Origin of the sequence: Mameliella sp. LZ-28 (assembly GCF_012274245.1) — a bacterium.
Lineage (GTDB): Bacteria > Pseudomonadota > Alphaproteobacteria > Rhodobacterales > Rhodobacteraceae > Antarctobacter > Antarctobacter albus.
This window is the reverse complement of record NZ_JAANYX010000011.1, coordinates 152605-175959: the sequence shown is the minus strand read 5'-3', so window position 1 is coordinate 175959 and position 23355 is coordinate 152605. Positions and strand designations below refer to the sequence as shown.

Genomic DNA, 23355 nt, shown 5'->3' with positions numbered 1-23355 from the left:
ACTGATCCCCCACGGATCAGTCCGCTTTCTTGTTTCTCCAGCGCACCACCTGGCGCATCATTCCGTGCAGCATCTGCACCTCGGCCCGGGTCAGCGGCAGGCGTGACCACATGTTGCGCAGGTTGACCTTCATGCTCTCGGCCTTGTGCGCCGGAAAGAAGAACCCCGCCTCTTCCATCCGGTCCTCGTAGTGGCGCGCCAGGTGGTCGACCTCGTGCTGCAGGGCCAGTTCCGTTCCGGCCAGGGACTCTGCGACTTCGGGCATCTCCGCGCTCGCCCGGCGCCATTCGTAGGCACAGAGCAGGACACATTGCGCAAGGTTCAGCGAGGCAAACTCGGGGTTCACCGGCACCGAGATGATGCCGTTGCAGGGAGCGATGTCCTCGTTTTCCAGCCCCGCGCGTTCCGGGCCGAATATCACCGCCACTTTCTCGCCGCCCGCGATTCGGCGCGCGCATTCGGCCATCGCCGCCTCGGGGGTCCAGATCGTCTTGGTCAGGTCACGGGGCCGGGCCGTGGTGGCCAGCACGAAGGAACAATCCCCGATCGCCCCCGGCACATCCTCTGACAGCTGCGCCTCGTCCAGCAGGCGCCCGGCGCCGCTCGACATGGCCACCGCCTTGGAATTGGGCCAACCGTCGCGCGGATCGACGATCCGCATCCGGTCCAGGCCGAAATTCCACATTGCCCGCGCCGCCGCGCCGATGTTCTCGCCCATCTGGGGCCGCACCAGCACGAATGCCGGTTGGGGGGTGCCTGTCGCCATGTCGCTCTCTCCGTCGGATCGGCGGAGGGGTAATGCCCCTCAGCGCCGGGGGCAAGCCTTGGCGAGAGGTGAAAAACCCGGGTGCAATGGCTGCAAAGCCGCGTTATGAGGACCTTCGGTTCAGGAGAGCACCATGACGACCCAAGATCCCGATGCCCCTCAGATCTACCTGGTCACGCCGCCAGAGTTCGACCTGGGCACATTTCCCGACCGGCTGGCCCGCGTGCTGGGCGAGGTCGAGACCGCCTGCCTGCGCCTGAGCCTGGCCACCCGCGACGAGGACCGGTTGATGCGCGCCGCGGATGCCGTGCGCGAGGTCGCGCACCGGGTCGACGTGGCTTTGGTGATCGACACCCATGTCATGCTGGCCGATCGGCTTGGCCTCGACGGCGTCCACCTTGTCGACGGGGCCCGGTCGGTGCGCACGGCGCGCAAGACCCTCGGCCCGGATGCCATCGTCGGCGCCTGGTGCCACCAGTCGCGCCATGACGGCATGACCGCCGGCGAACACGGCGCCGATTACGTCGCCTTCGGCCCGGTCTCGGGCGCATTGGGCGATGGCGAAGTGGCCGAGCACGAGCTCTTCGCATGGTGGACCGAGATGATCGAGGTCCCCGTCGTTGCCGAAGGCGGCTTGACGCCCGAACTTGTCCGCAGTCTTGCCCCGGTCACGGATTTCTTTGCCATCGGCGAGGAAATCTGGCGCGAGGAAGATCCGCTGGCCGCCCTGCAGTCCCTGCGCGACGCCATGCGCGGCTGACACGTCCCGATTGACGCCCTCAGGATCTGTGTCCAGGAGAGCCCGGGAACCCTGACCGCCATCCGCAGAACGACGGCCCAAATCGAGGGGTAGCGGGCGGGCGATGGTCCCTGAAAGGGACCGAGTCCCGAACGTCCCCCGAGACCGTCTTACTCTTTGCCAAGCAACTCCGGCGCCACAGGCCCCAGTTCCGCCGTGTGCCCCTCGCGGACCCGGATCTCCAGCGCGTGCGCCAGGCTCTTGCGGTTGGCGAAGTCGTCCACTCGGACCGGCGGATGGTAGTTCAGCACCACGTGGCCCTGTCGCGGTGCCGCTAGAATGCGGAGCAGCGAGGCCCCGAAATCCATGTCGCCCCACCAGCCATAGAACCGGGGGTGCGCCCCCTGCGGCGGATGATAGACCACGCTCACCGGCTGCACCTGCAAGCGGTGATGCAGGCGTTCCGAATAGAAGGCCGCGAACAGCGTCGTCTTGAAGGGCAGCACCCGCAGCCCGTCGGTCGAAGTGCCCTCTGGAAAGAACAGCAGCCGGTGCCCGTTCAGCAACCGGTCCTCGAATGCCTGCGTCTGCGCCTGCGCCTCTCGGCGGTCGCGATTGATGAACAGCGTGCCCGTCGCCCGCGCCAGCCAGCCGATCCCGGGCCAGGCCGCCACCTCTGCCTTTGAGACAAAGTAGATCGTCTTGCGGCTGTTCAGCACGAAAATATCAAGCCATGACGTGTGGTTGGCCACGATGGCGCCCGGCCCCTTCATGCGTTGCCCGCGCATCTCGACCGGTAATCCCATGATCAGCAGGACAGTGCGACAGACAAAACGGGTGATATGCGGCGTCACGGGACGCCCGGTCCCGCACAGCGGCCTTTCGACCAGCCGCACCAGCAAGAGCAGTGCCAGGCACCCGAAGATCACCAGCGCCATGAGCGGTGCGCGCCAGGCGACGCGCAGCCAGCCACGGGCGTCGATCGGGGGCCAGTCCGGCTCCTCGGCGCCGTTCCAGGTCTGGCTCATGGCCGCCTCACGTGGCGCGTTCCTGGGTATAGAGCGCGCGCTGGCGATCTGTCATCCGCGCGGTGTCCATCACCAGGCAGACATCCACGGTGTTGAAGGATTGATCGACAAAGGCGCCCTCGCCCACGCATCCTCCCAGCCGCAGGTAGGCCTTGATCAGCGCCGGCACCTGCAACATGGCGCGGCGGCGGTCGATCTGGTCCTCTGCCAGCAGGTTCATCGACTGGAACGCACGCGCCCTCGGGCGCAGCTCGGGCGGCGCCAGGTGACGGTGATGCAAGAGAGAGAGCGGCTCGGCCAGCTTGTCCACGTCCGTCCCGTGGAAACTGGCAACACCAAAGAGAACCTCGATCCCGTGGTCGAGGACGTAACCCGCCAATCCCTGCCAGAGGTGGAACATGGCGGCCCCACCCCGGTAATCACGATGCAGGCAGGACCGGCCCAACTCCAGCAGGCGGCGGCCGCTGGTCCTGAGGGCGGTCAGATCGTATTCGTCCTCGGAATAGAATTGTCCGGCCACGGCGGCCTGATCATCACGCAACAGGCGATAGACACCAACCACGGCACCGCCCTTGCTGTCATCGCAGACCAGGAGATGATCGAAGAAGGGATCGAACCGGTCGCGTTCCAGCCGCGCCTCGTGGTCGACCAGCGCTCCGTCGCCGCCCAGTTCCGTCACGAAGACATCGTAGCGCAGGCGCTGTGCCGCGGCGATATCCTCGGCATCTTTCGCCAGCCGGACCGAGAAGGCCTCTGTCACTGTCATCTCTCCCAAGCGCTGCGGTCGGACCTGCCGGTCGGTCATAGGCAAGCGGGCCAGCAAGTGCAACGCTTGCGGTCACGACCTAACCTTGGTTAACCATTCATCAACCTGTGGCCGACTAGGTTAACCATCATGAACGGGGAGCAGCGAGACCCGGGCACTGTCCAGCACGACCTTGCCCTGTTCCCGAAAGTTGACGGTGATCCGGCCCCCGATGTTGGACTGCACCTGCCCTGTGCCCCAGTCGGGCTGTTCGGGATGCCGCACCAGCATTCCGGGTTCGAGTAACGAGTTGAGTTCTTTCATTCCTGTATCCTCCAGATCGGAGATTGCCATGTCCCAGTCCCACGCCCACCTCGCAGCCCTGGTCGGTTCGCGGCTGTGCCACGATCTTATCAGTCCCATCGGCGCCATCCAGAACGGGCTGGAGCTGATCGCCCTTGCGGGGCCAACCGACCTGAGCCCGGAAATGGCGCTGATCCAGGACAGTTGCGAAAGCGCGGCGGCGCGCATCCGCTTCTTTCGTGTCGCCTTTGGCCAGGCCGGTGAACAACAGATGATGGGCCGGCGAGAGATCGCGTCCACCCTGAAGGCCCTGGGCAAGGGCGGCAAGCTGCAGGTGGACTGGACCCCGCAGGAGGACCTGCCCCGGATCCAGGTGCAACTGGCCTTCCTCGCCTATCTCTGCTGCGAAAGCGCGCTGCCGCATGGGGGTACGTTGCGTGTCGATCGCGACGCGGCGGGCTGGACCTTGCAGGCCACCGGACCGCGCATCGCCGCGGACCCCCGGCACTGGGATCACCTGAATGGCAATGCGCCTTCCGACTGGCCGGGCGCCGACCGTGTGCATTTCGTGCTCTTGCCGATCCAGGCAGAGGCGGCGGGGCAGAAAATCTATGCCACCCCGGCCGACGATTCCATCACGATCAAGATCGCCTGACCATTCGCGCAGGTGCGGGCCTCAGGCCCGCACCGTCCCGTCCCCGGTCACCAGGTACTTGAAGCTGGTCAGCTGCTCGGCCCCCACCGGGCCGCGCGCGTGCATCTTGCCGGTGGCAATGCCGATCTCCGCGCCCATGCCGAACTCTCCGCCATCGGCGAACTGGGTCGAGGCATTGCGCATCAGGATCGCCGAATCGAGCCGTTCAAAGAAACGCGCTGCTGCCGCGTCATCCTCGGTCAGGATGGCGTCGGTGTGATTCGACCCGTACTTGCGGATATGGGCGATGGCCTCGTCGATGTCCTCGACGACCCGTGCGGCGATGATGCTGTCGAGGTATTCCTGGCCCCAGTCCTCGGCCCCGGCCGGAACGGTGCCCGGGATGTTCTGCAGGTTTGCATCGGCACGCACTTCCACCCCAGCCTCCAGCAGGGCCCGGATCACGCCCTGGCCAATGGTCTCGGCCACGTCGCGGTGGATCAGCAGGCATTCGGCGGCACCACAGATACCGGTGCGTCGGGTCTTGGCATTGCGCACGACCGACAGCGCCTTGACCGGATCGGCCTCCTTGTCGATGTAGATGTGCACGATCCCCTCGAGGTGGGCAAAGACCGGCACCCGCGCCTCGCGCTGCACCAGCCCGACCAGCCCCTTGCCGCCGCGCGGCACGATCACGTCGATGTAATCGGTCATCTTCAACATCTCGCTGACAGCCGCACGGTCACGCGTCGGCACCAGCTGGATTGCGGCGTCCGGCAGACCGGCGGCGCGCAGCCCCTCGACCAGGCAGGCATGGATCGCGCCCGAGGAATGAAAGCTCTCGGACCCGCCGCGCAGGATCACCGCGTTGCCCGCCTTGAGGCAGAGCGCGCCGGCATCCGCCGTCACGTTGGGCCGCGATTCATAGATCACGCCGACGACGCCAAGCGGCGTGCGCACCCGCTGGATGTGAAGGCCCGTGGGGCGGTCCCATTCCTCGATGACCTTGCCCACGGGATCGTCCTGCGCCGCGACGGACCGCAGGCTGTCACAGATCCCCTGGATGCGCGCCTCATCCAGCATCAGCCGGTCCATCATGGCCTTGCTGAGACCTTTCTCGGCACCGAAGTCGAGATCGCGGGCGTTGGCCTCGATCACCTGCGCACGCGCCTCCCACAGCTTGTCCGCCGCGATCTCCAACGCCTTGCGCTTGGCCTCGGCTGGGGCAAAGGCCAGCTCCGCAGCGGCGGCACGCGCCTTTTCACCGATGTCCTGCATCAGGGCGGGAATGTTCTCGAGATCTTTCATGGGAAGAACCCTCTGGCCAGAAGTGTCTGCGTCTTTAGTAGTGAGATCGGCGGCACGGGTCAAAGAAACCCGTCACACCGCCATGTCATCGCGGTGGATCAGCACGGCGCGGCCTGGATAGCCCAGGATGCCCTCGATGTCGCGGCTGTGGTGCCCGGCGATGGCCCGTGCCTCGGAGGCCGTGTAGCGGGTCAGCCCCTGGCCCAGGGTCAGGCCGCTCAGTGTCCGGATCGTCACCGGCTCGCCGCGTCCGAAATCGCCTTCGACCGCGCGCAACCCGGCGGGCAACAGCGACTTGCCAGAGGCCAGCGCCTGCGCCGCGCCCTCGTCGACGCGCAGCGTGCCCTGCGGTTTCATCGCCGCGATCCAGCGTTTGCGCGCCGCGTGCGGGTCGAGATGCGGGGTGAACAGGGTCGAAGGCGCGCCATCGATCAGGCGTTGCAGCGGATGCAGTTCGGCGCCATGCATGATGATCATGGCACAGCCCGAGGCGGTCGCCGTCTTGGCCGCCATGACCTTGGTCTTCATGCCGCCCTTGGACAGGCCAGAGCCGGCGTCGCCCGCCATCGCCTCGATCTCGGGCGTGATTTCCGACACGGTTTCAAGCCGTTGTGCGTCCGGATCGCTGTTCGGATTGCCGGTATAAAGCCCGTCCACATCCGACAGCAGCACCAGCAGGTCGGCACCCACGGTCACGGCTACCTGTGCCGCCAGCCGGTCATTGTCGCCATAGCGGATCTCATCCGTGGCCACCGTGTCGTTTTCATTCACGATGGGCACGGCGCCGAACCCCAACAGGGTTTCCAGGGTCGCCCGCGAGTTCAGGTAGCGGCGGCGGTCGGCGCTATCTTCCAGCGTCACCAGCACCTGAGCCGTGGTCAGCCCGTGCGGCGCCAACGCCTCTTGCCAGGCGCGGGCCAGGTGGATCTGGCCCACGGCGGCAGCGGCCTGCGACTGTTCGAGGGGCAGAACCGTGGGTGGCAGCTGCAGGATGCCCCGCCCCAGCGCAATCGACCCGGACGACACCAGCACCACGTCGGCATCGCGCGCCTTCAGTGCAGCGATATCCTCGGCAATGGCATCCAGCCAGCTGCGGCGCAGGTCGCCGGTGTCGCGATCCACCAGAAGGGCCGAGCCGATTTTTATGACAACCCGGCGCGCCTCGGTCAGGGCTGCCATGTCCCGTCCTCCTCGGGGTCCGCGGGCCGATCTGCCGCGCGGCGCGCCTCGACATGCGGACGCAGGGCACGCAGAACCTCGGTCACGCCCTCGCCAGAGGCCCCGGACATGAGCATGACGTTTTCGGCCCCCACCGCCTCGAGTTCCTCCTTCAGGAATTCGCGTTCCTCGGCATCCAGCGCGTCGATCTTGTTCAGGACGGTCACGCGGGGCTTGTCGGACAGGCCAGCGCCATAGGCATCCAGCTCGTTGCAGATGGTCTGGTAATCCTCGATCAGGCTGCCCGATGTGCCATCGACCAGATGCAGCAGAACCGCGCTACGTTCGACATGGCCCAGAAAGATGTCGCCAAGCCCCCGGCCCTCGTGCGCGCCCTCGATCAGGCCGGGAATATCGGCCACGACAAATTCCGTGTTGTCGACAGAGACGACGCCGAGGTTCGGGTGCAGCGTGGTAAACGGATAGTCCGCGATCTTTGGCCGGGCGTTGGATGTTGCCGCCAGAAAGGTGCTTTTGCCGGCATTGGGCAGGCCCAGCAGACCCACGTCCGCGATCAGTTTCAGCCGCAGCCAGAGGGTCCGTTCCACCCCGTCCTGGCCCGGGTTGGCATTGCGCGGTGCCTGGTTGGTGGCGGTCTTGAAACGCAGGTTGCCCCAGCCGCCGTTGCCGCCCTTGGCCAGTTGCACCCGCTGACCCAGTTCGGTCAGGTCGGCCACCACGGTTTCCTCGTCCTCTTCGAGGATCTCGGTGCCCACGGGCACCCGCAGCAAGATGTCGTCACCATCGGCGCCGGTACGGTTCTGCCCCTTGCCGGCCTGGCCGTTCTGGGCAAACCAATGCTGTTGATAGCGGAAGTCGATGAGCGTGTTCAGCCCGTCGACCGCCTCGGCCCAGACAGAGCCGCCGCGGCCGCCGTCGCCCCCGTCCGGCCCGCCGTACTCGATGAATTTTTCGCGGCGGAAACTGACACAGCCGTTCCCGCCGGAACCGGAGCGGATGTAGACCTTGCAGAGATCGAGGAATTTCATGATTGGGGCTTTCGGCGTGAGACAGGCGGCGGTTTACCGGGGTTTCCCCCGGCGCTCAAGCAGGCCTTGCTCGATGCCTCAGGCCAGCTTGCAGATATATGTCCAGGTTGGGACCTTGGCCTGGCGGGCCACGGAATAGGCTTCGGCATCGCCGATGTATTCGAATCCGCAATTCACCAGCACCCGTGCCGAAGCGGCATTGTCCTGGAAAACGCTGGCGAACATCGTCGCATTGCCCATCGGGTTGGCTTCGACCAGGGCGCGGACGGCCTCCGATGCAAGGCCCGTGTTCCAGAAGGCAGGCGCCACCCAGTAGCCGACCTCGGACTGGTTGCGATCCATCCGCTCCAGCGCGATCACGCCCATGAGCTCGGAGCCGCCCACCTTGGTGGCATCCATCGCCCAGACGTCCTCTTGCCGGTCGGGCGCGGTGACACGGGTGACAAAGGCCTCTGCCGCGCCCGGCGGCAACGGGTGCGGGATGGAGGTCGTCATCCGGGCGACGCGTTCGTCGCCGGTGTAAAGCTCCATCAGCCCGATATCGGATCGGCGCACGGGGCGCAGATCGAACCGGTCGGTCCTTACGACGGGCTGGTCGTGAGTTGCATCAAGGCCCATGTGCACTCTCCTCTCGTGCAGTGGACGGGATCGGCTCTGCCGGGTTGATGGCAGATCAATTTGTCATTGGCATGGCCGATCCGGGGACCCGTTGCCGGGCCTGGGGAACAGTCACCCGAAAACAGCGAAAGGGACCGGCGGTGCCGCCGATCCCCTGTCCGTTTCCGTGACACTGATCTCGGCGTTATTCCGCGGCTTCCGCCACCGGCAGGACCGAAATGAAGGTACGGCCCTTGAGGCCCTTGCGGAAGGTCACGGCGCCTTCGGCGGTTGCAAAGATGGTGTGATCCTTGCCCATGCCCACGCCTTCGCCCGGCCAGAACTTGGTGCCGCGCTGACGCACGATGATGTTGCCCGGGATCGCGGCCTGACCGCCGTACAGCTTGACGCCAAGACGGCGTCCGGCAGAGTCGCGACCGTTGCGGGAGGAACCGCCTGCTTTTTTATGTGCCATTCGTTTCTCTCCTTAACTGACTCAGGCCAGGGTCTTGGCCTGTTCGACCCACTCGGGCTTGACCTTGGTGGCCTCGAAGGTTTCGGGGTCCACGGTCGCCAGCTGGGCGAAAGTGGTGATACCGGCCTCGGCCAGTTTCTTGGCGACTGCGGGGCCCACACCAGTGATCTGGGTCAGGTCGTCGCCGGATTCAACCGCTGCGGGGGCTGCTGCTGCCTTGGGGGCTACGGCCGGGGCCGCTGCCTTCGGGGCCGAACCGGCGCCCAGGGCTGCCTTGACGCCCGTGGCGTCCGCGCCTTCGGCGAGGATCTCGGTCACGCGGACCAGCGTCAACTGCTGGCGGTGGCCCTTGGTGCGCTGCGAGCTGTGCTTGCGGCGGCGCTTGACGAAGTGGATCAGCTTGTCACCCTTGACCTGGTCGATGACCTCGGCCTGCACGGCGGCGCCTGCCACGAAGGGCGCGCCGACGACGGTGGTGTCGCCACCCAGCATCAGGATGTCGTTGAACTGCACGGTTTCACCCGCGTCTGCGGCCAGCTTTTCCACCCGGAGCGTATCGCCCGACTGGACCTTGTACTGTTTGCCGCCGGTTTTCATCACCGCGAACATGGTGCGTCTTTCCTTTTCTGCCGCGTTCTGTGGCCCCGTCATCCGGAGTTTCCAGGGCCCTGCCCCGCCTCGAACTGCGCGTCCTTGCGGACGATCGTTGAACAAAAACAAAAGGCGGGGCCAAAAGCCCCGTCCTGTCGTGCGCGGCTTATGGTCCGCAAAGCCCGTGGTTGTCAAGGCATTGTTGCGTCAGCCGGCCTCAGAGATCCTGCTGCTGCATCTGTCGCGAGGCGGCCAGCCCCAGGGCATAGGAAATCTCGTCGTACATCGCGTTGAACCCGGCAAAGAGCGCGCGGTTCAGCGCCTTCCCCTGCGTGGTTTCGGACAGGGCAATGTAGGCTTCCAGTTCCTCGTCCTCCAGCGGTTCATAGGCGAGCAGAAGGTAGGCGAACAGCCATTCGCGCGTGTCCTCGCGGGTCTCTTCCTCCTGGCTCCAGACATCGGCCAGGATATCGCCCTCGGCCAATTGCAGGCCGCCCCCGTCGACCAGTCCCGAGTAGAAGCGGAACGAGGCATTCAGCGCGCCGGTCACGTTGGTTTCAAGCAGGTCGTTGACATCGACGAAACGGCGCAACTGGTCCAGGCGCGGATCTTCGCTGCCCTTGACCTCGAGATAGGCCTGGCGCGCGGCCTCTTCGACCGCATCATCGATCATGGCGCGCCGCGCTTCCAGTTCCAGCGTAATGATCTTCTGCCCCAGGTCGGACGAGAAGAAAGCGATCAGCGGCGCCGGGTCGCTATCCTCGATGACCTCGGCAAAGCCGTGGCGGACAATCGTGCGCATCTTCTCCGCGTCATAGATCTGGTCCAGCAACGCCTGCCAGGCAGAATTGCTGCCGCCGGGGATCATCTCTTCGGCCAGCTCCGCACCATAGGCCATGCCCTCGACGCGCATGACCTCGATCATGGCATCGATCTGCAGCGACTCGGCCAGTTCGTCGATCGGCTCGGCCCGCAGTGGCAACGCCAGACAGAGGCAGGTGAGCCACGCCAGCAGCGCCGGGATCGTTCGCCGGGCCGTCAGGGCATTCGAAATCGGGGCGGTTGTGGTCATTCTGTCCTCGCGCGGGTCTGAGCCCTTTCAGTGGTAGAGCAGAGCCGCGTCCACAACAACTGTTGCGCGCGGTGCGGGCGGGTTGACGCCGTCACGATCACGACATCCCCGTGCTCTTTCACCGGCATCGGAAAAACTTGTGATTTGGCTGTTGCGCCCCGCTGGGGAATTGTCTAAACGCCCCTCTACCCAGACCCCCGCGGAGAGGTGCCGGAGTGGTCGAACGGGGCGGTCTCGAAAACCGTTGTCCCTTCACGGGGACCCAGGGTTCGAATCCCTGTCTCTCCGCCACTAACAATTTAATAATTGATGTGAAATTTGGGAAGTCCGTGGCCAAGGCCGCCACTCTGCCCGTCATCCCATATGCGCTTGAAAACGGCGTGAAGCAACATGCACCGCGTCCGACGCGCTGGCATGTGCGCGCGGATCAAGTCTGGATGCTGTAGTCTTGCATCTGGTGACGATGTCGCTGCCCGACAGGGGCGCGCGCCGGGTTCGACTTGCCGGTTGGCGACGGAGCCGGGATCTTTCACACCGCTGGTTCCGCAGGGATCCATCGGCTGTCTGCCGATTTGACCCGCGAAGGAGTGTTGCTGCTTTTCGGAGGGGCCGGCAGACCGTTCCAAAACCGCTTGGGCCCTGATGGTCTTCGAAAGACACCAGACATCACGATATTGGCCAACGTCGTCTATCGATTATACCGCACGATCTTAGACCCCGAACCGGACGGCTTTGAGGGGTGGGCGCGGGCAATTAGAGGCACCTCCCGCGCCAGTCCCTGCGGGCAAGCATGATCGGTGTCTATGGGCCCCGAGCCTTGTCCCCCGGCTCGACAGCTTTCAGGGCAACCGTCGCCTCCAGCATCACCGGCGCATTTCGTGGCAGGCGACTGACTCCGAGGACCGTCCTGGGGTGCCGTCCCGCCTGCCCCAGCGCGGCAATGATCCTCTCGGATGCGGCATCGGCCACGGTGGAGATGTCGAAACCGTCATCCCCGACGGCAACATAGACCTGCAAGCGCAACACGCGGTCGACCTCCTCGTCGGGTCGGCGCTCCTTTGCAAGCCAGGCCAGAACCTGCCCGGCCGCGAGCCGCGCACTTTCGCAAGCGGTCTCCATGTCGACCGCTTCTCCGCACCGGCCCGAAGCATGGATCGTCCTGGGATCGGTCTTCGGGATCTGGCTGGCCAGCAGGATGACACGACCGTGCCGTGCGGCCATGACGTATTGGTATTCGGTCCCGATGGGGTCAGGCAGAACGACGTTTTGACTCATTGGGAAAGGCTTTCTTTCATGTGCAGGCTGCGACGCTGGAGGCCATAGACCCCGGCCAGCAGGACTAGCCCCGTGAGTGATGTCCATCCGCCCGGGTGCACCATCAGGATTGCCGTGCCGACCAGCCCTGCCCGCGCCACGATCGACAGCCGCGCGCCGAACAGCCAGCCGATCACGACCGCCGAGAGGGCGCCGACCGCCAGGACAGAGCGGCCCAGAGTGTAGATCAGGTCCAGCGACCCCTCGGGGGTCAGGAGCACGGTGTTCGAAACGAACATGAACGGCACGATGTAGATCGGCAGGCCGATCAGGAAGGCGGTCCAGCCGACCCGGCTGGCCTTTTCACCGGCTATCGGCGCCGCGGCATAGGCGGCCACGGCCAGCGGTGGCGTGATCTGGCCAAGCACGGCGTAGTAGAAGACGAACATATGCGCGGCCAGCGGATCGGCCCCCAGTTTCGTCAGGGCAGGCGCAACCAGCGTGGCCTGCACGATATAGGCCGCTGTCGTCGGCATCCCCATGCCAAAGATGAAGGCCGCGATCATCGCCAGAACCAGCGCCACATCCAGAGACCCGCCGGCAAACCCTGTCACCACCGAGCTGAACTTGAACCCAAGCCCCGAGATCTGGACGATCCCGACGATGATCCCGGCCGAGGCACAGGCGACGGCGACCACGGCCGCGCCTTCGACACCCAGGCGGACACCGGCAACCAACTGGCGCCAGCCGATAAAGGTGGAGGGCCGCAAATAGGGCACGACGATCGCCGCCAGGACCCCGAAAAAGGCGCTGTACCCCGGCGAATAGCCCTGCAACATCAGGGTGACCAACAAGACGACCGGGATCAGGAAGGTCCAGCCGGAGGCCAGCACGCGGCGGGTCGACCCTGCCTCGGCCTTGGCCAGCGGCTGCAGGTCCAGCTTGAGAGAGGCCAGGTGCACGGCCAGCAGCAAGGCAACGTAGAACAGCACCGCAGGCAACAGCGCGGCGGCAACCACCTCGAGATAGGGAATGCCCAGGATCGCGGCCATGAGAAAGGCGGCGGCCCCCATGATCGGCGGCGTGATCTGGCCCCCGGTGGAGGCGATGGCCTCGACCGCGCCAGCGAACCGCCGAGGGTAGCCCAGCTTGAGCATCATCGGGATGGTCAGCGAACCTGTCGTGGCCACGTTGGCCACGGAACTGCCGGACATCATGCCCATGAGGCCGCTGGCCACGACGGCGATCTTGGCCGGCCCGCCCCGCGTCTGCCCGGTCATGGCGCGCGTGATGGTGATGAAGAAATCACCGCCACCGGCAACTTGAAGCACGGCGCCGAACATCACGAAAAGAAAGATATATTCCGCCGACACGCCAAGGGCTGTGCCGAAGATGCCCTCGAAGCTGAAGTACATCTGGTCGACGAATTCGCTCAACCCGACGCCGCCATGCGCCAGCGGACGCAGCCAGCTCACGAACCTCAGGTCCGGGCCGACGAAGGCATAGGCGATGAAGATCAGGCAAAGCCAGACGATGGCCATGCCAAGCGCGCGCCGCGTCGCTTCCAGCACGACGACCAGGGCGCTGAGCGCCACGAACACTTCGACCGGCGTGGCGTCCTGTGTCCAGGGAGGTCGGACCACGATCGACGGTTCGAACAGGACAGCGTAGCCCAGCGAGACCACCGCCAAGCCCCCCAGAACCACATCGACGAAGACCCCCGCCCGGTGTCGGGCGGCGGGCATCAGCAAGAGGATCACGATGACCGCCATCAAGGCATGAGCGGCCCGCAACACCAGGTTCGGCGCCAGCCAGAACGGCGAGGCCGCGGCAAGGTGAAATGCAATCATGACCAGGGCCAGGACGGTGATCGCACCGTTCCTGTAGCCTTTCCCCTGATCCGGACCTGCCGCGACCTCCGTCATGTGTCAGGCTCCCAGCGACGATTCAGAGTAAGGGATGCCCATCTCTTCGAAATAGGCCTTGGCGCCGGGATGCAGCGGGATGATCATGCCGCGGCCCACCGTTTCCTTGGAGATATTCCCAAGAAGCGAGTGCACCGCCTTGAAATCATCGAGGTTTTCCCAAAGCTGCTTGACGATGGCATAGGCCGTGTCGTCCGGCATGTCCGCCGAGGCGAAAAGGATCGTGTTGGTGCCCACCGTCTCGGCCGGCACATCCTGCCCTTCGAACAGTCCTGCGGGCAGGGTCACGCGCTCGAACCCGGCGCCGCTGTCTGCCATGAACTTGTCCAGAACCGCCGAGTCGAAGGACAGCGCCCGCATCTTGCGCACGGTTTCGTTCTGCATCACCGTCGGATGCGGCCAGAGCGACAGCCACATGACCGCGTCCAGCTGGCCATTGCGCAGCGCCTCGTGGGACTCGCTCCAGCTGAGCGGGTGCAGCTTGCCGCCGTCAGCCTCGATGTCGTCGGTGGTCATGCCGGCTGCGGCCAACAGGTTTTCAAAGGCAAGCCACGAGGTCTGCCCCGGCTGGCCGGCGCTGACCTGCTTGCCGCGCAGATCGTCGAGCGAGCGAATGTCGCTGTCGGCATCCACCCAGATCTGGATGGCACTTTGCATGATGTTCATCAGGCCGCGCGCGTTCTGCACCGGACGGTCCGGAGTGGCCGGGTCGCGACCTTCCCATGCGTCCAGGGCGTTGTTGGCCGAGGTGATGCCAAGATCCGCCTTGCCATCCCGCACCCGCAGGAGGTTCGGGCCGGAGCCGCCGGGCTGGACATCGATGATCGACGAGGGAAAGACCCGGGACAGGATGTCGGCCACGCCGGTTCCGACGATGCCAAAGACGCCGCCCGAAGGGCCGCCGCCGATGGTCAGGAAATCCGGCGCCTGGGCAGCAGCCAGCCGCGGCATCGCAGCAAGAGGCAGCGCGGCGGCCGCCGTGGCAAGCAATCTGCGGCGGGTGAGTGTGTCGGTCATTTTGGTCTCCATCATCACAAGCACGGGATCGCCCGTGCGGCCGAAGGTATTGGACACAGGAGACGCGGAGGCGCCGCTTCAATCAATTAAAAACTTATGTCCTCAACTTCAGAATTCCTGAAGTCAGCTGGGAATGATCCGATCTTCGCGCTTGGCGCGCTCGATCCCCTCGATCACCGCCTTCTCGAAGGCACTGGCGACCGGGACCATTTCAGACTGGGCGCGGGTCATGATCTCGACGTGGCGGCGGGCTGTCGGATCGGCCAGCGCGACAAAAACCAGTCCCGGCCCCAGCCCCTCGATCGCGAGCCGCGGCAGGACCGTCACGCCAACCCCTGCCCTGACCATGCCCAGAACGGAGGCCGTGTTGCGGATGCGCAGGTTTGCCGCCTCGTCGATGGCCCGGAAGGCCGCGTTCTCGATCACGTCGCCGGATGCGTTCGAGATGACAGGCACCTTGGCCAATTCTTCCCAGGACAGCGGCGCCGTCGCGGCCGCAAGCGGATGATCGACCGCGCAGATCACTCCGAAGGGTTCCGAGAACAGGACGACCCGCCTCAGCGCACCTGTCGGCCCCCGGCAGGATCCTATGCCAATGTCGATGCGCCCCAGCTCGACCTCGCGCTGGACCGTGCCGGAATCCATGTCCCGCACCTGGATCACCACGTCCGGGCGGTCATGAACGAAGGTTTGCACCACGTCCGGCAGGATCGCCGTCGTCACCGAGGGAACCGCGCCGACCCTTACGATACCGCTGCGGGCCTGCGTCATCTGCACGATGGAATCGATACAGCGGTCGAATTGCGCCGTCCCCGCACGGGCCTCGGTCAGGACCAGTTGCCCCAGTGTGGTAAGACGGTTCTTGCGGTCGCTTTCGAACAGCGGCGCCCCCAGATGGTCCGTCAGTTGCTTGAGCGACATGGACACCGCCGAGGGCGTACGCCCCAACCGGTTCGCGGCATCATTCAGGTTGCCATGCTCGGCGACGGCGACAAAACAGCGAAGCATTTCGATCTTGATGGCCATAGAGCTTCAACGATTCTTAAGTTGAGTTCAGATAATTGAGTGTGACTGAAGTCCCTCGGGCGCGCCATAGTTGCATGACCTTTGCAGACTAGAGAGTTCCATGCCCCAGACTTACCGGATCGACTGCCTCCAATACGCCAATTGGTCTCCGAAAATCTTTGACCAGATGCGCGAAGGCGGCCTGGACGCAGTGCATGTCACCATTGCCTACCACGAGGATTTCCGCGCCACCGCCGCGAACATCGCGGACTGGAACCTGCGCTTTCAGCGTCACAGCGACCTGATTTTCAAGGGACGCACCGGGGATGACGTGCGTCGGGCCCGGGAAACGGAGCGCACGGCGATTTTCCTTGGCCTTCAGACCCCTGCCCCCATCGAGGCCGACATCGGCCTGGTCGAGATCCTGCACGACCTGGGCGTGCGCTTCATGCAGCTCAGCTACAACAACCAATCACTGCTGGCGACGGGCTGTTACGAGGCTGACGACCCCGGCATCACCCGGATGGGCCGGCAGGTCATCAAGGAAATGAACCGAACCGGACTGGTGGTGGACATGTCGCATTCCGCCGACCGTTCGACGCTGGAAGCGATCGAGATTTCGGACCGCCCCATCGCGATCACCCATGCCAACCCCTCGGCATGGCATCCCGCCAAGCGCAACAAGTCCGACGATGTGCTGCGGGCGCTGGCGCAAAGTGGCGGCATGCTGGGCTTTTCGCTCTACCCCCATCACCTGAAGGGTGGCAGCGACTGCACGCTCGACGATTTCTGCGAAATGGTGGCGCGCACCGCGGACCTCATGGGTCCTGAACACATCGGGATTGGCAGCGACCTGTGCCAGGATCAACCGGACAGTGTGGTGGAATGGATGCGCGTGGGCCGCTGGACCCGTGAAATGGACTATGGCGAAGGATCTGCCTCTGCCGCCGGCTTCCCGCCGCAACCGGAGTGGTTCCGGGACAATCGGGACTTTGCCAACCTCGAGACGGGCCTGCGCCGCGTCGGTTTTTCGGACGAGAACATCTCTGGTGTCATCGGTGGGAACTGGCTCCGGTTCTACGACGAGAGTTTCGGGCCCGCCACATGAGCCAGGCTCTACAGCTCATCGGTCCCGACGACTGGACGGAAATGGCATGGCGCAACGGAGGCGGCACCACCTCCGAGATTTGCGCGGAAACCCGCGACGGCGGCCTGCTCTGGCGTTTGAGTACGGCCATCGTCGAACGCGATGGCCCGTATTCGGTCTTTCCCGGCCTCGTGCGGATCAGCACCGTGATCGAAGGCCAGGGCACCAGGATCACGGAAGCTGGCACGGACAATTGGCGCGAGATTGCGCCCCTCGTCCCGAGCCGCATCGACGGAGACCGGCAAATCAAAGGGCGTTTGGTGAACGGCCCTGTCCGCTATCTGAACCTGTTCTTCGACCCTGCGCGTCTTGCGGCGCAGGTCTCGGTCATGCGGCTGAACGGCGGCGCCAGGACGGGAAACTCCCCAAGCGCGATATTCTGTGTAGCCGGTGACTGTGCAATTGCCACGTCCCCAAGCACCTCGATCAGCGCGAAGACCCTTGTGAGGGACATTCCGGCGGAGACACATCTCACCGGAGAGGCAACCCTGGTATCTGTGGTCCTGCAGCCCGCCTGACCTTTTCCGGCCGATGGCATTGAGTGGAGAGGCGCGCGGGCCGCAGGAACGCCAGGCCGGGAGGCGCGCCTGACCCTTCGGGCCTTCATGCGTCACGGCCAAACACTTGCTGCCTTATCCGCCAGTTTGCTCGACAGAAAGCGCAGCTTGTCTCCGAACACCATGTCCAGCGAGAACGCGATCGGCAAGGCAATCAGGATGCTTTGCCCCCAAACCTGCAGCCACTGGATCGAGAGTCCGAATTCCAGCAGGCTGAACACGCCCGATAGCGCGGCGGACATGAAGGTCGACATGACCAGAGAGCCTGAAAGGCGTTGAAGGCGCTGACGATACATCATTTCAAGCGACCTCCTGCAGGGCCAGCGCCTCGGCTGCGGCGGTCAGGTCTTTCAGGGCGTCCTTCTCGGTGATGTGCCCGGTCGCGGCATCAAAGACGTCATGAAAACTGGGCACGGAAACGGCTGCGCGCAGGTCTGCCCCGAAGAACCCGGCAGACCCTTTCGCGGACGCCAGCACACTGCCCGCACCGCCGGGACCCGGCGAGGTCGACAGGAAAACCGCCGGCTTGTCCTGGTACACTTTCTGATCGATGCGGCTCGCCCAGTCGAAGAGGTTCTTGTAGGCGGCGGAATAGGATCCGTTGTGTTCCGCGAAGGAGACGATGACCCCCTCGGCGGACCCGATCTTGTCGAAGAACGCCCGCGCCGCCGGGGGCAGACCGATTTCCTGCTCGAGATCCGTACTGAAGATCGGCAGATCGTAGTCCCGCAGGTCCAGGACCTCGATCTCGGCCCCCGGGACCAGTGTTGCGGTGAACTGCGCCAGAGCCTTGTTGATGGATTTCTTGCTGATGCTGGCACCAAATGCGATGATTTTCATGGATGGTTTTCCTTCTATGTCAGAGTATTGCGTGGATTTCCTCATGTCGAAGCGGCGCCCGCCCGGCATTTTCAGCGCGGGAGGGTGCCGCCCCGGACGGCCTGCCGGGAACGGCCAACGGCCTTGGCAGGGGTCAGGCGGCCTTGTCGGCGGACACGACACTGCTGCGCACCTGGCCGACCAGCATAGCCCAGTCCATGTCGAGCGCGCCGTAGACCTCGGCTGCAACCGGACGGGCATTGTCGGCGAGGATCTCGACCATCAGGCTTGCCCCGTCGGCGACAACCACACCGGCCTGCGACAGGCGCAGCAGCCCGGTCTCGCGCTTGGTCTGGCTGAACGTCCCCGAGGCATCCATTGCGACATAGGCATTGTAGCCCTTGCGCTGCGCTGTCATCGCCGGGAAAGCCGCGCAGACCTCCAGCGAGACGCCGGCAAAGATGAGGTTCTGCCGCCCGGTCGCCTCGATCGCCGCGGCCACGCGCGGATCATCCCAGGCATCGACCGAGGTGCGGTCGATGAACTCATGGCCCGGCAGCGCGGCGACCAGCTCGGGGAAGGCTGGGCCCCAAAGCATCTCGGCAGAGGTCGTGGTGGTGACGATCGGCAGGCCCAGGGCCTTGGCAGCCTTGGCCAGCCCGACGACGTTGTGCTTGAGCTCGGCGACCGAGTAGTCGCGGACGCCGGTCATCAGGCCGACCTGGTGATCCACCAGAACGAGGGCCGTGTTGTCCTGTGTCATCGGTTCGGGGTTGGCATAAGTCATTACATTTTCCTTTTCTCTGAGGGTGTTGTGTGGTGTTTTTGATTCCACAGGCCGCTGCGGTTCAGTCGATGGAGCCCAGTTCACCGGCCTCATGGGCGGCGATCACCTGTGCCAGCTGGTCGGCATCGCGCATCGCGAACGGACCTTTTTGCACGAAGGGTTCGCGCAGGGGTGTTCCGCCAAGCAACACGGCCTGTCCGCCTTCGCCGCTGAGCAAGTGGATCTCCTCGGCGCCGTGGATGGCCAGCGCCGTGTCGCTGCTCAGCCGGTGGCGGACCCCGTCAAGCTCCGCCTCGACCTCGCCATTGACGACATGCAGCCAGGCGGCCTCGCCGGGATCGGCGCGGTGGGTGAAACTGCCGCCCGCCCGCAAGGAAATATCGAGAATGGTGAAGGGCAAGGCGGGCGGGGTGGCCCCGACCACGCCGTTGCTTTGGCCGGTCATCACCCGCACCCGATGGCCGGGGCCTTCGATCACCGGCATCTCCGTGGCGGCGACATGGCGCGCATCGGGTGCGTCCAGCTTCTGCGCCGACGGCAGGTTGACGAAGATCTGCAGGGCGTGAGTACGCGACCCCGGCGTGGGCGCCTCGTCGTGTACGGCACCGCGGGCGGCCTTCAGCCAGTAGAGATCGCCCGGGGCCAGGTCGATGTCGTTGCCCAGCGAATCCCGGTTGCGAAAGCTGCCGGTACTGTCCTCGAAGAGCACGCTGACCGCCGAAAGCCCGGCATGGGCATGGGGCGCGAAGGTCGGTGCGGTCATGGTGAAGTGATCGACCATGATCAGCGGGTCCATCAGCCCGTCAAGCTGGCGGTGGATGAAACTGAACGCCTCGAAGCCCTCGCCCCGGGTCATCTTCTCCCCGTGCTGGACCGCGATGATTGCGGTGCCCGGATCTTGGGATTGAAGTCTGTGTTGCAGGGTCATATTCGCCTCCTTTGCTGAACATGAACCTACTTTCGGAACGAACGCCCGAAAATCCGTTGATCTTGGAACCCTTCGTTCTGTATTTGGAACGTGAACCGTGATCGAAAAGGCCGGATGATGGACCTCAACCAAGCCTACTACCTGGTGCAAGTCGTTGAGAAACAGGGGTTCTCGGCAGCGGCGAGGACCTTGGGCATTCCCAAGTCGCGGATCAGCCGGCAGGTCAAAAGCCTCGAAGAAACGCTGGGCACACGGCTTCTGAACCGGGACTCGCGGCAGATGTCCCTGACGGAGGCGGGCGAGGCCTACTACCGTCATGCCAGGATGGCGCTGGAATGCATGCTCGCCGCCGAAGCAGCGGTCCGCAAGGACAAGGATGCGTTGGAGGGCACCGTCACCCTGTCCAGTTCGGTTGGCGTCGCGCAATTCGCGCTTAGCCGCATCCTGCCGCGTTTCCTTGACGAGAACCCGCGTGTCGTCCTGCGGCTACAGGCCTCGAACGACTTTGCGGACATGATCGGCGATGGCATCGACCTGGCCATTCGGGGACATGTCAGGTTGCTGCCGGACTCCGGGTTGATCCAACGGCGCATCGCGGACGTCCCCTGGCACCTGTTCGGCTCCCCGGGCCTTGCGCAGCAGATCGGAGACGGGGCATCGCCGACGGACCTCGAAGGCCAGCCCGGTCTGGCGCTTGGCTGGCGGCCCGGGGGCAGCAGCTGGTCGCTACAGGGGCCTGGCGGCAGCAGTGCCTCTGTTCCCTTCGCGGCGCGGATGCGCAGCGATGACATGGTCAGCCTGAAGGAGGCCGCCGCGGCGGGGCTGGGGGTGGTGGCCCTGCCCGCCTATGTCTGCGCCGAGGATGTCGCGGCGGGTCGGTTGTGCCGTCTCTTGCCGGACTGGGTCGCCGGACTGCCCGAGATTAGCCTGCTGATGCACGAACGCCGGGGCAACCCGCCTCAGGTCGACGCCCTCGCCGACTTTCTGCGCCGCGAATTGCCGGCGGTCATGGAGGATAGGTAACCCTTTTGCGCCCGCCGGTCTCGCCAAAGGCATTCGGGAGCGGGTACAGGCGGCCCCGTGAATGTGGCAGGATGCCGGGAATCTTCGCCCGTATCAGTCTGTACTTTCCGGGCGGTCGAGGACCCGGCACCAATATGGAGAAGGCAAATGGCCGACAAAACCGCGCCATCGACAAAGGTAACCTCCAGCCATTGGGGTGCCTTCGAGGTCGACGTGGAAGGCGACCGGATCGTTGCGACCCGGCCGTTCTCCCAGGATCCGCATCCCTCGCGGATCCCCGACAGCCTCCCGGCCGCGGTCCATCACAAGACCCGCGTCGCCCGCCCCTCGATCCGGCGTGGCTGGCTGGAGGCGCGGGAACGCGGTGGACGGGGCGCGCAGGAGTTTGTCGAACTCCCCTGGGATGAAGCGCTGGACATCGCGGCAGCAGAGATCGACCGCGTCCGCCACCAACACGGAAACGAGTCGATTTTCGGTGGCTCCTACGGTTGGGGATCGGCCGGACGCTTTCACCACGCCCAAAGCCAGGTGCACAGGTTCCTGAATTGCATCGGCGGGTATGTCGCCTCCTTTGGCAGCTACTCGACCGGATGTGCGCAATCCATCATGCCGCATGTGCTGGGCGTGAATTTCCTGCAGTTGCTCTACGAGCATCAGGACGGATGGCAGACGATCCACGACAACACCGAGACCCTGGTGATGTTCGGCGGGATCAACCCGAAGAATTCGCAAGTCAGCATGGGCGGCATCACCGAGCACGAGACCGCCGGCTGGTTCGATCGGTTGGCGACCAGAGGCACGCGCTGCATCAACATAGGACCGCAACGCACCGATGCGCCCGAAGGCTGCGAATGGCTGCCCGTCCGGCCCGGATCGGACACCGCGCTGATGCTGGCGCTGGCCCATGTGCTCGAGGAAGAGGGGCTTGTCGATCGTGCCTTCCTGGCCAGCCATACGGTCGGTTTCGAACGGTTCCGGCCCTACCTGGTGGGCGATACGGACGGTGTGCCCAAGACCCCGGACTGGGCGGCGCCCCTGTGCGGCGTGGGCGCCGACACGATCCGCGCGCTCGCGCGGCGCATGGCCTCGACCCGGACGCTGATCACAGTGGCATGGTCGCTGCAGCGCGCCGAACATGGCGAACAGCCCTACTGGATGTCGGTTGTCCTGGCCGCAATGCTGGGCCAGATCGGCCTGCCGGGCGGTGGCGTCGGCTATGGCTACGGGGCGATTGGCGGCGTTGGCAAGTCGCTCCTTGGGCTGCGCGGCATGACCTTCCCGCAACTGTCGAACCCAGTCGAGGACACAATCCCGGTGGCGCGCATCGGCGACATGCTTCGCAATCCCGGGCGCCCCTATGATTTCAATGGGCAACGCAAGACCTATCCCGACATCCGCCTGGTCTACTGGGCGGGCGGCAATCCCTACCATCACCACCAGGATCTCAACGCCCTGCACGAGGCCTGGCAGCGGCCCGAGACAATCATCGTGAACGAACCCTGGTGGACAGCGACCGCCAAACGCGCCGACATCGTCTTTCCCGCCACCACCCCCTACGAACGCGAGGACATCGGCCGCACCAATATGGACGACTACCTGTTCCACATGCCACGGTTGATCCCGCCCGTGGGCCAGGCGCGCGACGATTACGACATATTCAGCGGGCTTGCGGACCGCTGCGGCGTGGGCCACCAGTTCACCGAAGGCCGCAGCGCCGATGACTGGATCTCAAAGCTCTATGCCGAGTACCGGGACGCGGCGGCGGATGTTGGTATCGACGTGCCCGATCTGGACGCGCTGCGAGAGCGCAACTGGATAAAGCTGCCAATCAAGGCCGAGGGCCCTAACCGCACGTTCTTTGCCCCGTTCCGCGAAGATCCCGATGCGTTCCGCCTTGGCACTCCGTCTGGCCGGATCGAGATTTTCTCGGCAACAATCGACAGTTTCATATACGACGATTGTCCCGGTCACCCGGTCTGGCTGCCGCCAACGGAATGGCTGGGCACCGCCAGCGCGGCGGCACCCCTGCACCTAGTTTCGCCCCAACCGGGGGACAAGCTTCACAGCCAGCTTGAAGCCGCGCTTGCCGATGTCGAGGGTGCCCGCCCCGAAACACTGGTCATCCATCCGGACGATGCCGCGCCGCGCGAGATCACCACGGGCGATCTGCTGCGGGTCTTCAACGCACGCGGCGCGTGCCGCGCCCGGGCGTCTGTATCAAGCGACATCAATCCGGGGGTCGTTGCCCTGCCGACAGGGGCATGGTTCGGAGACCCGGGCGGCAACATCGACCCTGACGGAAACCCCAACGTCTTGACGCTGGATGTGGGGACCTCCCGCCTTGGACAGGGTTGCAGCGCCCATTCTGCCCTGGTGCAGGTCGCGCGTCTGTCGTGATCGCGGACAAGGGCCGGTAAACGCATGATTC

The 23355-nt window shown here is 65.0% G+C and carries 25 protein-coding genes and 1 tRNA gene; 7 read left to right on the top strand and 19 right to left on the bottom strand.

The window, feature by feature from the left end; genetic code table 11:
• Nucleotides 1-16: 16 nt before the first annotated feature.
• Nucleotides 17-766: an RNA methyltransferase gene (locus G9Q80_RS07435; RefSeq protein ID WP_043138612.1), complete on the bottom strand. Its 750-nt coding sequence runs from the start codon at nt 764-766 to the stop codon at nt 17-19.
• Between the two features lie 133 nt (nt 767-899).
• Between G9Q80_RS07435 and G9Q80_RS07430 the strand changes: the two genes are divergently transcribed.
• Nucleotides 900-1526, top strand: a complete 627-nt coding sequence (locus G9Q80_RS07430; RefSeq protein ID WP_043138610.1) for a thiamine phosphate synthase — start codon at nt 900-902, stop codon at nt 1524-1526.
• A gap of 149 nt (nt 1527-1675) precedes the next feature.
• On the opposite strand, the gene olsA is transcribed toward G9Q80_RS07430, so the two are convergent.
• The 3 genes from olsA to G9Q80_RS07415 form a co-directional block, all read right to left on the bottom strand.
• Nucleotides 1676-2533, bottom strand: a complete 858-nt coding sequence (olsA, locus tag G9Q80_RS07425; protein ID WP_088713860.1) for a lyso-ornithine lipid O-acyltransferase — start codon at nt 2531-2533, stop codon at nt 1676-1678.
• A 7-nt stretch (nt 2534-2540) separates the two neighbouring features.
• Entirely contained in the window at nt 2541-3299 is a 759-nt protein-coding gene (olsB, locus tag G9Q80_RS07420) for an L-ornithine N(alpha)-acyltransferase (RefSeq protein WP_088714142.1), read from the bottom strand.
• A 120-nt stretch (nt 3300-3419) separates the two neighbouring features.
• Nucleotides 3420-3602 carry a DUF3553 domain-containing protein gene (locus G9Q80_RS07415; RefSeq protein ID WP_043138605.1) on the bottom strand — a complete coding sequence of 61 codons (183 nt, stop codon included), beginning with the start codon at nt 3600-3602 and terminating at the stop codon, nt 3420-3422.
• 28 nt (nt 3603-3630) lie between these two features.
• Between G9Q80_RS07415 and G9Q80_RS07410 the strand changes: the two genes are divergently transcribed.
• The gene (locus G9Q80_RS07410) at nt 3631-4236 is read left to right on the top strand and encodes a histidine phosphotransferase family protein (protein ID WP_210426165.1); all 606 of its coding nucleotides are present in this window, start codon (nt 3631-3633) and stop codon (nt 4234-4236) included.
• Between the two features lie 21 nt (nt 4237-4257).
• On the opposite strand, the gene G9Q80_RS07405 is transcribed toward G9Q80_RS07410, so the two are convergent.
• The 7 genes from G9Q80_RS07405 to G9Q80_RS07375 all read right to left on the bottom strand — a co-directional run bounded on the left by G9Q80_RS07405 (nt 4258) and on the right by G9Q80_RS07375 (nt 10465).
• Nucleotides 4258-5523 (bottom strand): glutamate-5-semialdehyde dehydrogenase, encoded by a 1266-nt coding sequence (locus tag G9Q80_RS07405; protein ID WP_088713861.1) that lies wholly within the window; start codon nt 5521-5523, stop codon nt 4258-4260.
• Between the two features lie 72 nt (nt 5524-5595).
• Entirely contained in the window at nt 5596-6702 is a 1107-nt protein-coding gene (gene proB, locus G9Q80_RS07400) for a glutamate 5-kinase (protein ID WP_088713862.1), read from the bottom strand.
• Entirely contained in the window at nt 6690-7730 is a 1041-nt protein-coding gene (obgE, locus tag G9Q80_RS07395) for a GTPase ObgE (RefSeq protein WP_043138594.1), read from the bottom strand. Before obgE ends, proB begins: the two co-directional genes overlap by 13 nt.
• A 78-nt stretch (nt 7731-7808) precedes the next feature.
• A complete protein-coding gene (locus tag G9Q80_RS07390; protein WP_069208919.1) occupies nt 7809-8348 on the bottom strand; it encodes a GNAT family N-acetyltransferase in 540 nt (179 codons plus the stop codon).
• Nucleotides 8349-8532: 184 nt separating this feature from the next.
• On the bottom strand, nt 8533-8802 hold the full coding sequence (gene rpmA / locus G9Q80_RS07385; protein ID WP_043138588.1) for a 50S ribosomal protein L27: 270 nt from the start codon (nt 8800-8802) through the stop codon (nt 8533-8535).
• Between the two features lie 21 nt (nt 8803-8823).
• Complete coding sequence (locus G9Q80_RS07380; protein ID WP_088713863.1) at nt 8824-9411, bottom strand: 50S ribosomal protein L21; 588 nt, start codon at nt 9409-9411, stop codon at nt 8824-8826.
• Between the two features lie 199 nt (nt 9412-9610).
• A complete protein-coding gene (locus tag G9Q80_RS07375; RefSeq protein ID WP_088713864.1) occupies nt 9611-10465 on the bottom strand; it encodes a DUF2059 domain-containing protein in 855 nt (284 codons plus the stop codon).
• A gap of 201 nt (nt 10466-10666) precedes the next feature.
• Between G9Q80_RS07375 and G9Q80_RS07370 the strand changes: the two genes are divergently transcribed.
• Nucleotides 10667-10756 (top strand) — tRNA-Ser (locus G9Q80_RS07370).
• A gap of 510 nt (nt 10757-11266) precedes the next feature.
• Here G9Q80_RS07370 and G9Q80_RS07365 read toward each other — a convergent pair.
• The 4 genes from G9Q80_RS07365 to G9Q80_RS07350 form a co-directional block, all read right to left on the bottom strand.
• A complete protein-coding gene (locus G9Q80_RS07365; RefSeq protein ID WP_157903761.1) occupies nt 11267-11740 on the bottom strand; it encodes a RidA family protein in 474 nt (157 codons plus the stop codon).
• On the bottom strand, nt 11737-13644 hold the full coding sequence (locus G9Q80_RS07360; protein ID WP_088713866.1) for a TRAP transporter permease: 1908 nt from the start codon (nt 13642-13644) through the stop codon (nt 11737-11739). Before G9Q80_RS07360 ends, G9Q80_RS07365 begins: the two co-directional genes overlap by 4 nt.
• A gap of 3 nt (nt 13645-13647) precedes the next feature.
• Nucleotides 13648-14661 (bottom strand): TAXI family TRAP transporter solute-binding subunit, encoded by a 1014-nt coding sequence (locus G9Q80_RS07355; protein WP_157903762.1) that lies wholly within the window; start codon nt 14659-14661, stop codon nt 13648-13650.
• Nucleotides 14662-14784: 123 nt separating this feature from the next.
• Entirely contained in the window at nt 14785-15687 is a 903-nt protein-coding gene (locus G9Q80_RS07350) for a LysR family transcriptional regulator (protein WP_088668565.1), read from the bottom strand.
• Between the two features lie 100 nt (nt 15688-15787).
• Here G9Q80_RS07350 and G9Q80_RS07345 point away from each other — a divergent pair, with 100 nt between their 5' ends.
• Both G9Q80_RS07345 and G9Q80_RS07340 read left to right on the top strand, forming a co-directional pair.
• On the top strand, nt 15788-16774 hold the full coding sequence (locus G9Q80_RS07345) for a membrane dipeptidase (protein WP_088713867.1): 987 nt from the start codon (nt 15788-15790) through the stop codon (nt 16772-16774).
• A 41-nt stretch (nt 16775-16815) separates the two neighbouring features.
• Nucleotides 16816-17331, top strand: coding sequence for a HutD/Ves family protein (locus tag G9Q80_RS07340; RefSeq protein ID WP_157903763.1), 516 nt, complete (start codon nt 16816-16818; stop codon nt 17329-17331).
• Nucleotides 17332-17423: 92 nt separating this feature from the next.
• Here the strand turns inward: G9Q80_RS07340 and G9Q80_RS07335 are convergent, their stop codons facing one another.
• The 4 genes from G9Q80_RS07335 to G9Q80_RS07320 form a co-directional block, all read right to left on the bottom strand.
• Entirely contained in the window at nt 17424-17669 is a 246-nt protein-coding gene (locus G9Q80_RS07335; protein WP_074620981.1) for a DUF2798 domain-containing protein, read from the bottom strand.
• A gap of 1 nt (nt 17670) precedes the next feature.
• Nucleotides 17671-18210 (bottom strand): NADPH-dependent FMN reductase, encoded by a 540-nt coding sequence (locus G9Q80_RS07330; RefSeq protein WP_088713869.1) that lies wholly within the window; start codon nt 18208-18210, stop codon nt 17671-17673.
• Between the two features lie 133 nt (nt 18211-18343).
• Nucleotides 18344-18976: an isochorismatase family protein gene (locus G9Q80_RS07325; RefSeq protein WP_088713870.1), complete on the bottom strand. Its 633-nt coding sequence runs from the start codon at nt 18974-18976 to the stop codon at nt 18344-18346.
• A gap of 61 nt (nt 18977-19037) precedes the next feature.
• Entirely contained in the window at nt 19038-19904 is an 867-nt protein-coding gene (locus tag G9Q80_RS07320) for a pirin family protein (protein WP_198549946.1), read from the bottom strand.
• A gap of 114 nt (nt 19905-20018) precedes the next feature.
• Here G9Q80_RS07320 and G9Q80_RS07315 point away from each other — a divergent pair, with 114 nt between their 5' ends.
• Together G9Q80_RS07315 and G9Q80_RS07310 are read left to right on the top strand one after the other, a co-directional pair.
• Nucleotides 20019-20927: a LysR substrate-binding domain-containing protein gene (locus tag G9Q80_RS07315; protein WP_088713871.1), complete on the top strand. Its 909-nt coding sequence runs from the start codon at nt 20019-20021 to the stop codon at nt 20925-20927.
• Between the two features lie 147 nt (nt 20928-21074).
• Entirely contained in the window at nt 21075-23324 is a 2250-nt protein-coding gene (locus G9Q80_RS07310; RefSeq protein ID WP_088713872.1) for a molybdopterin-dependent oxidoreductase, read from the top strand.
• Nucleotides 23325-23355 lie beyond the last annotated feature (31 nt).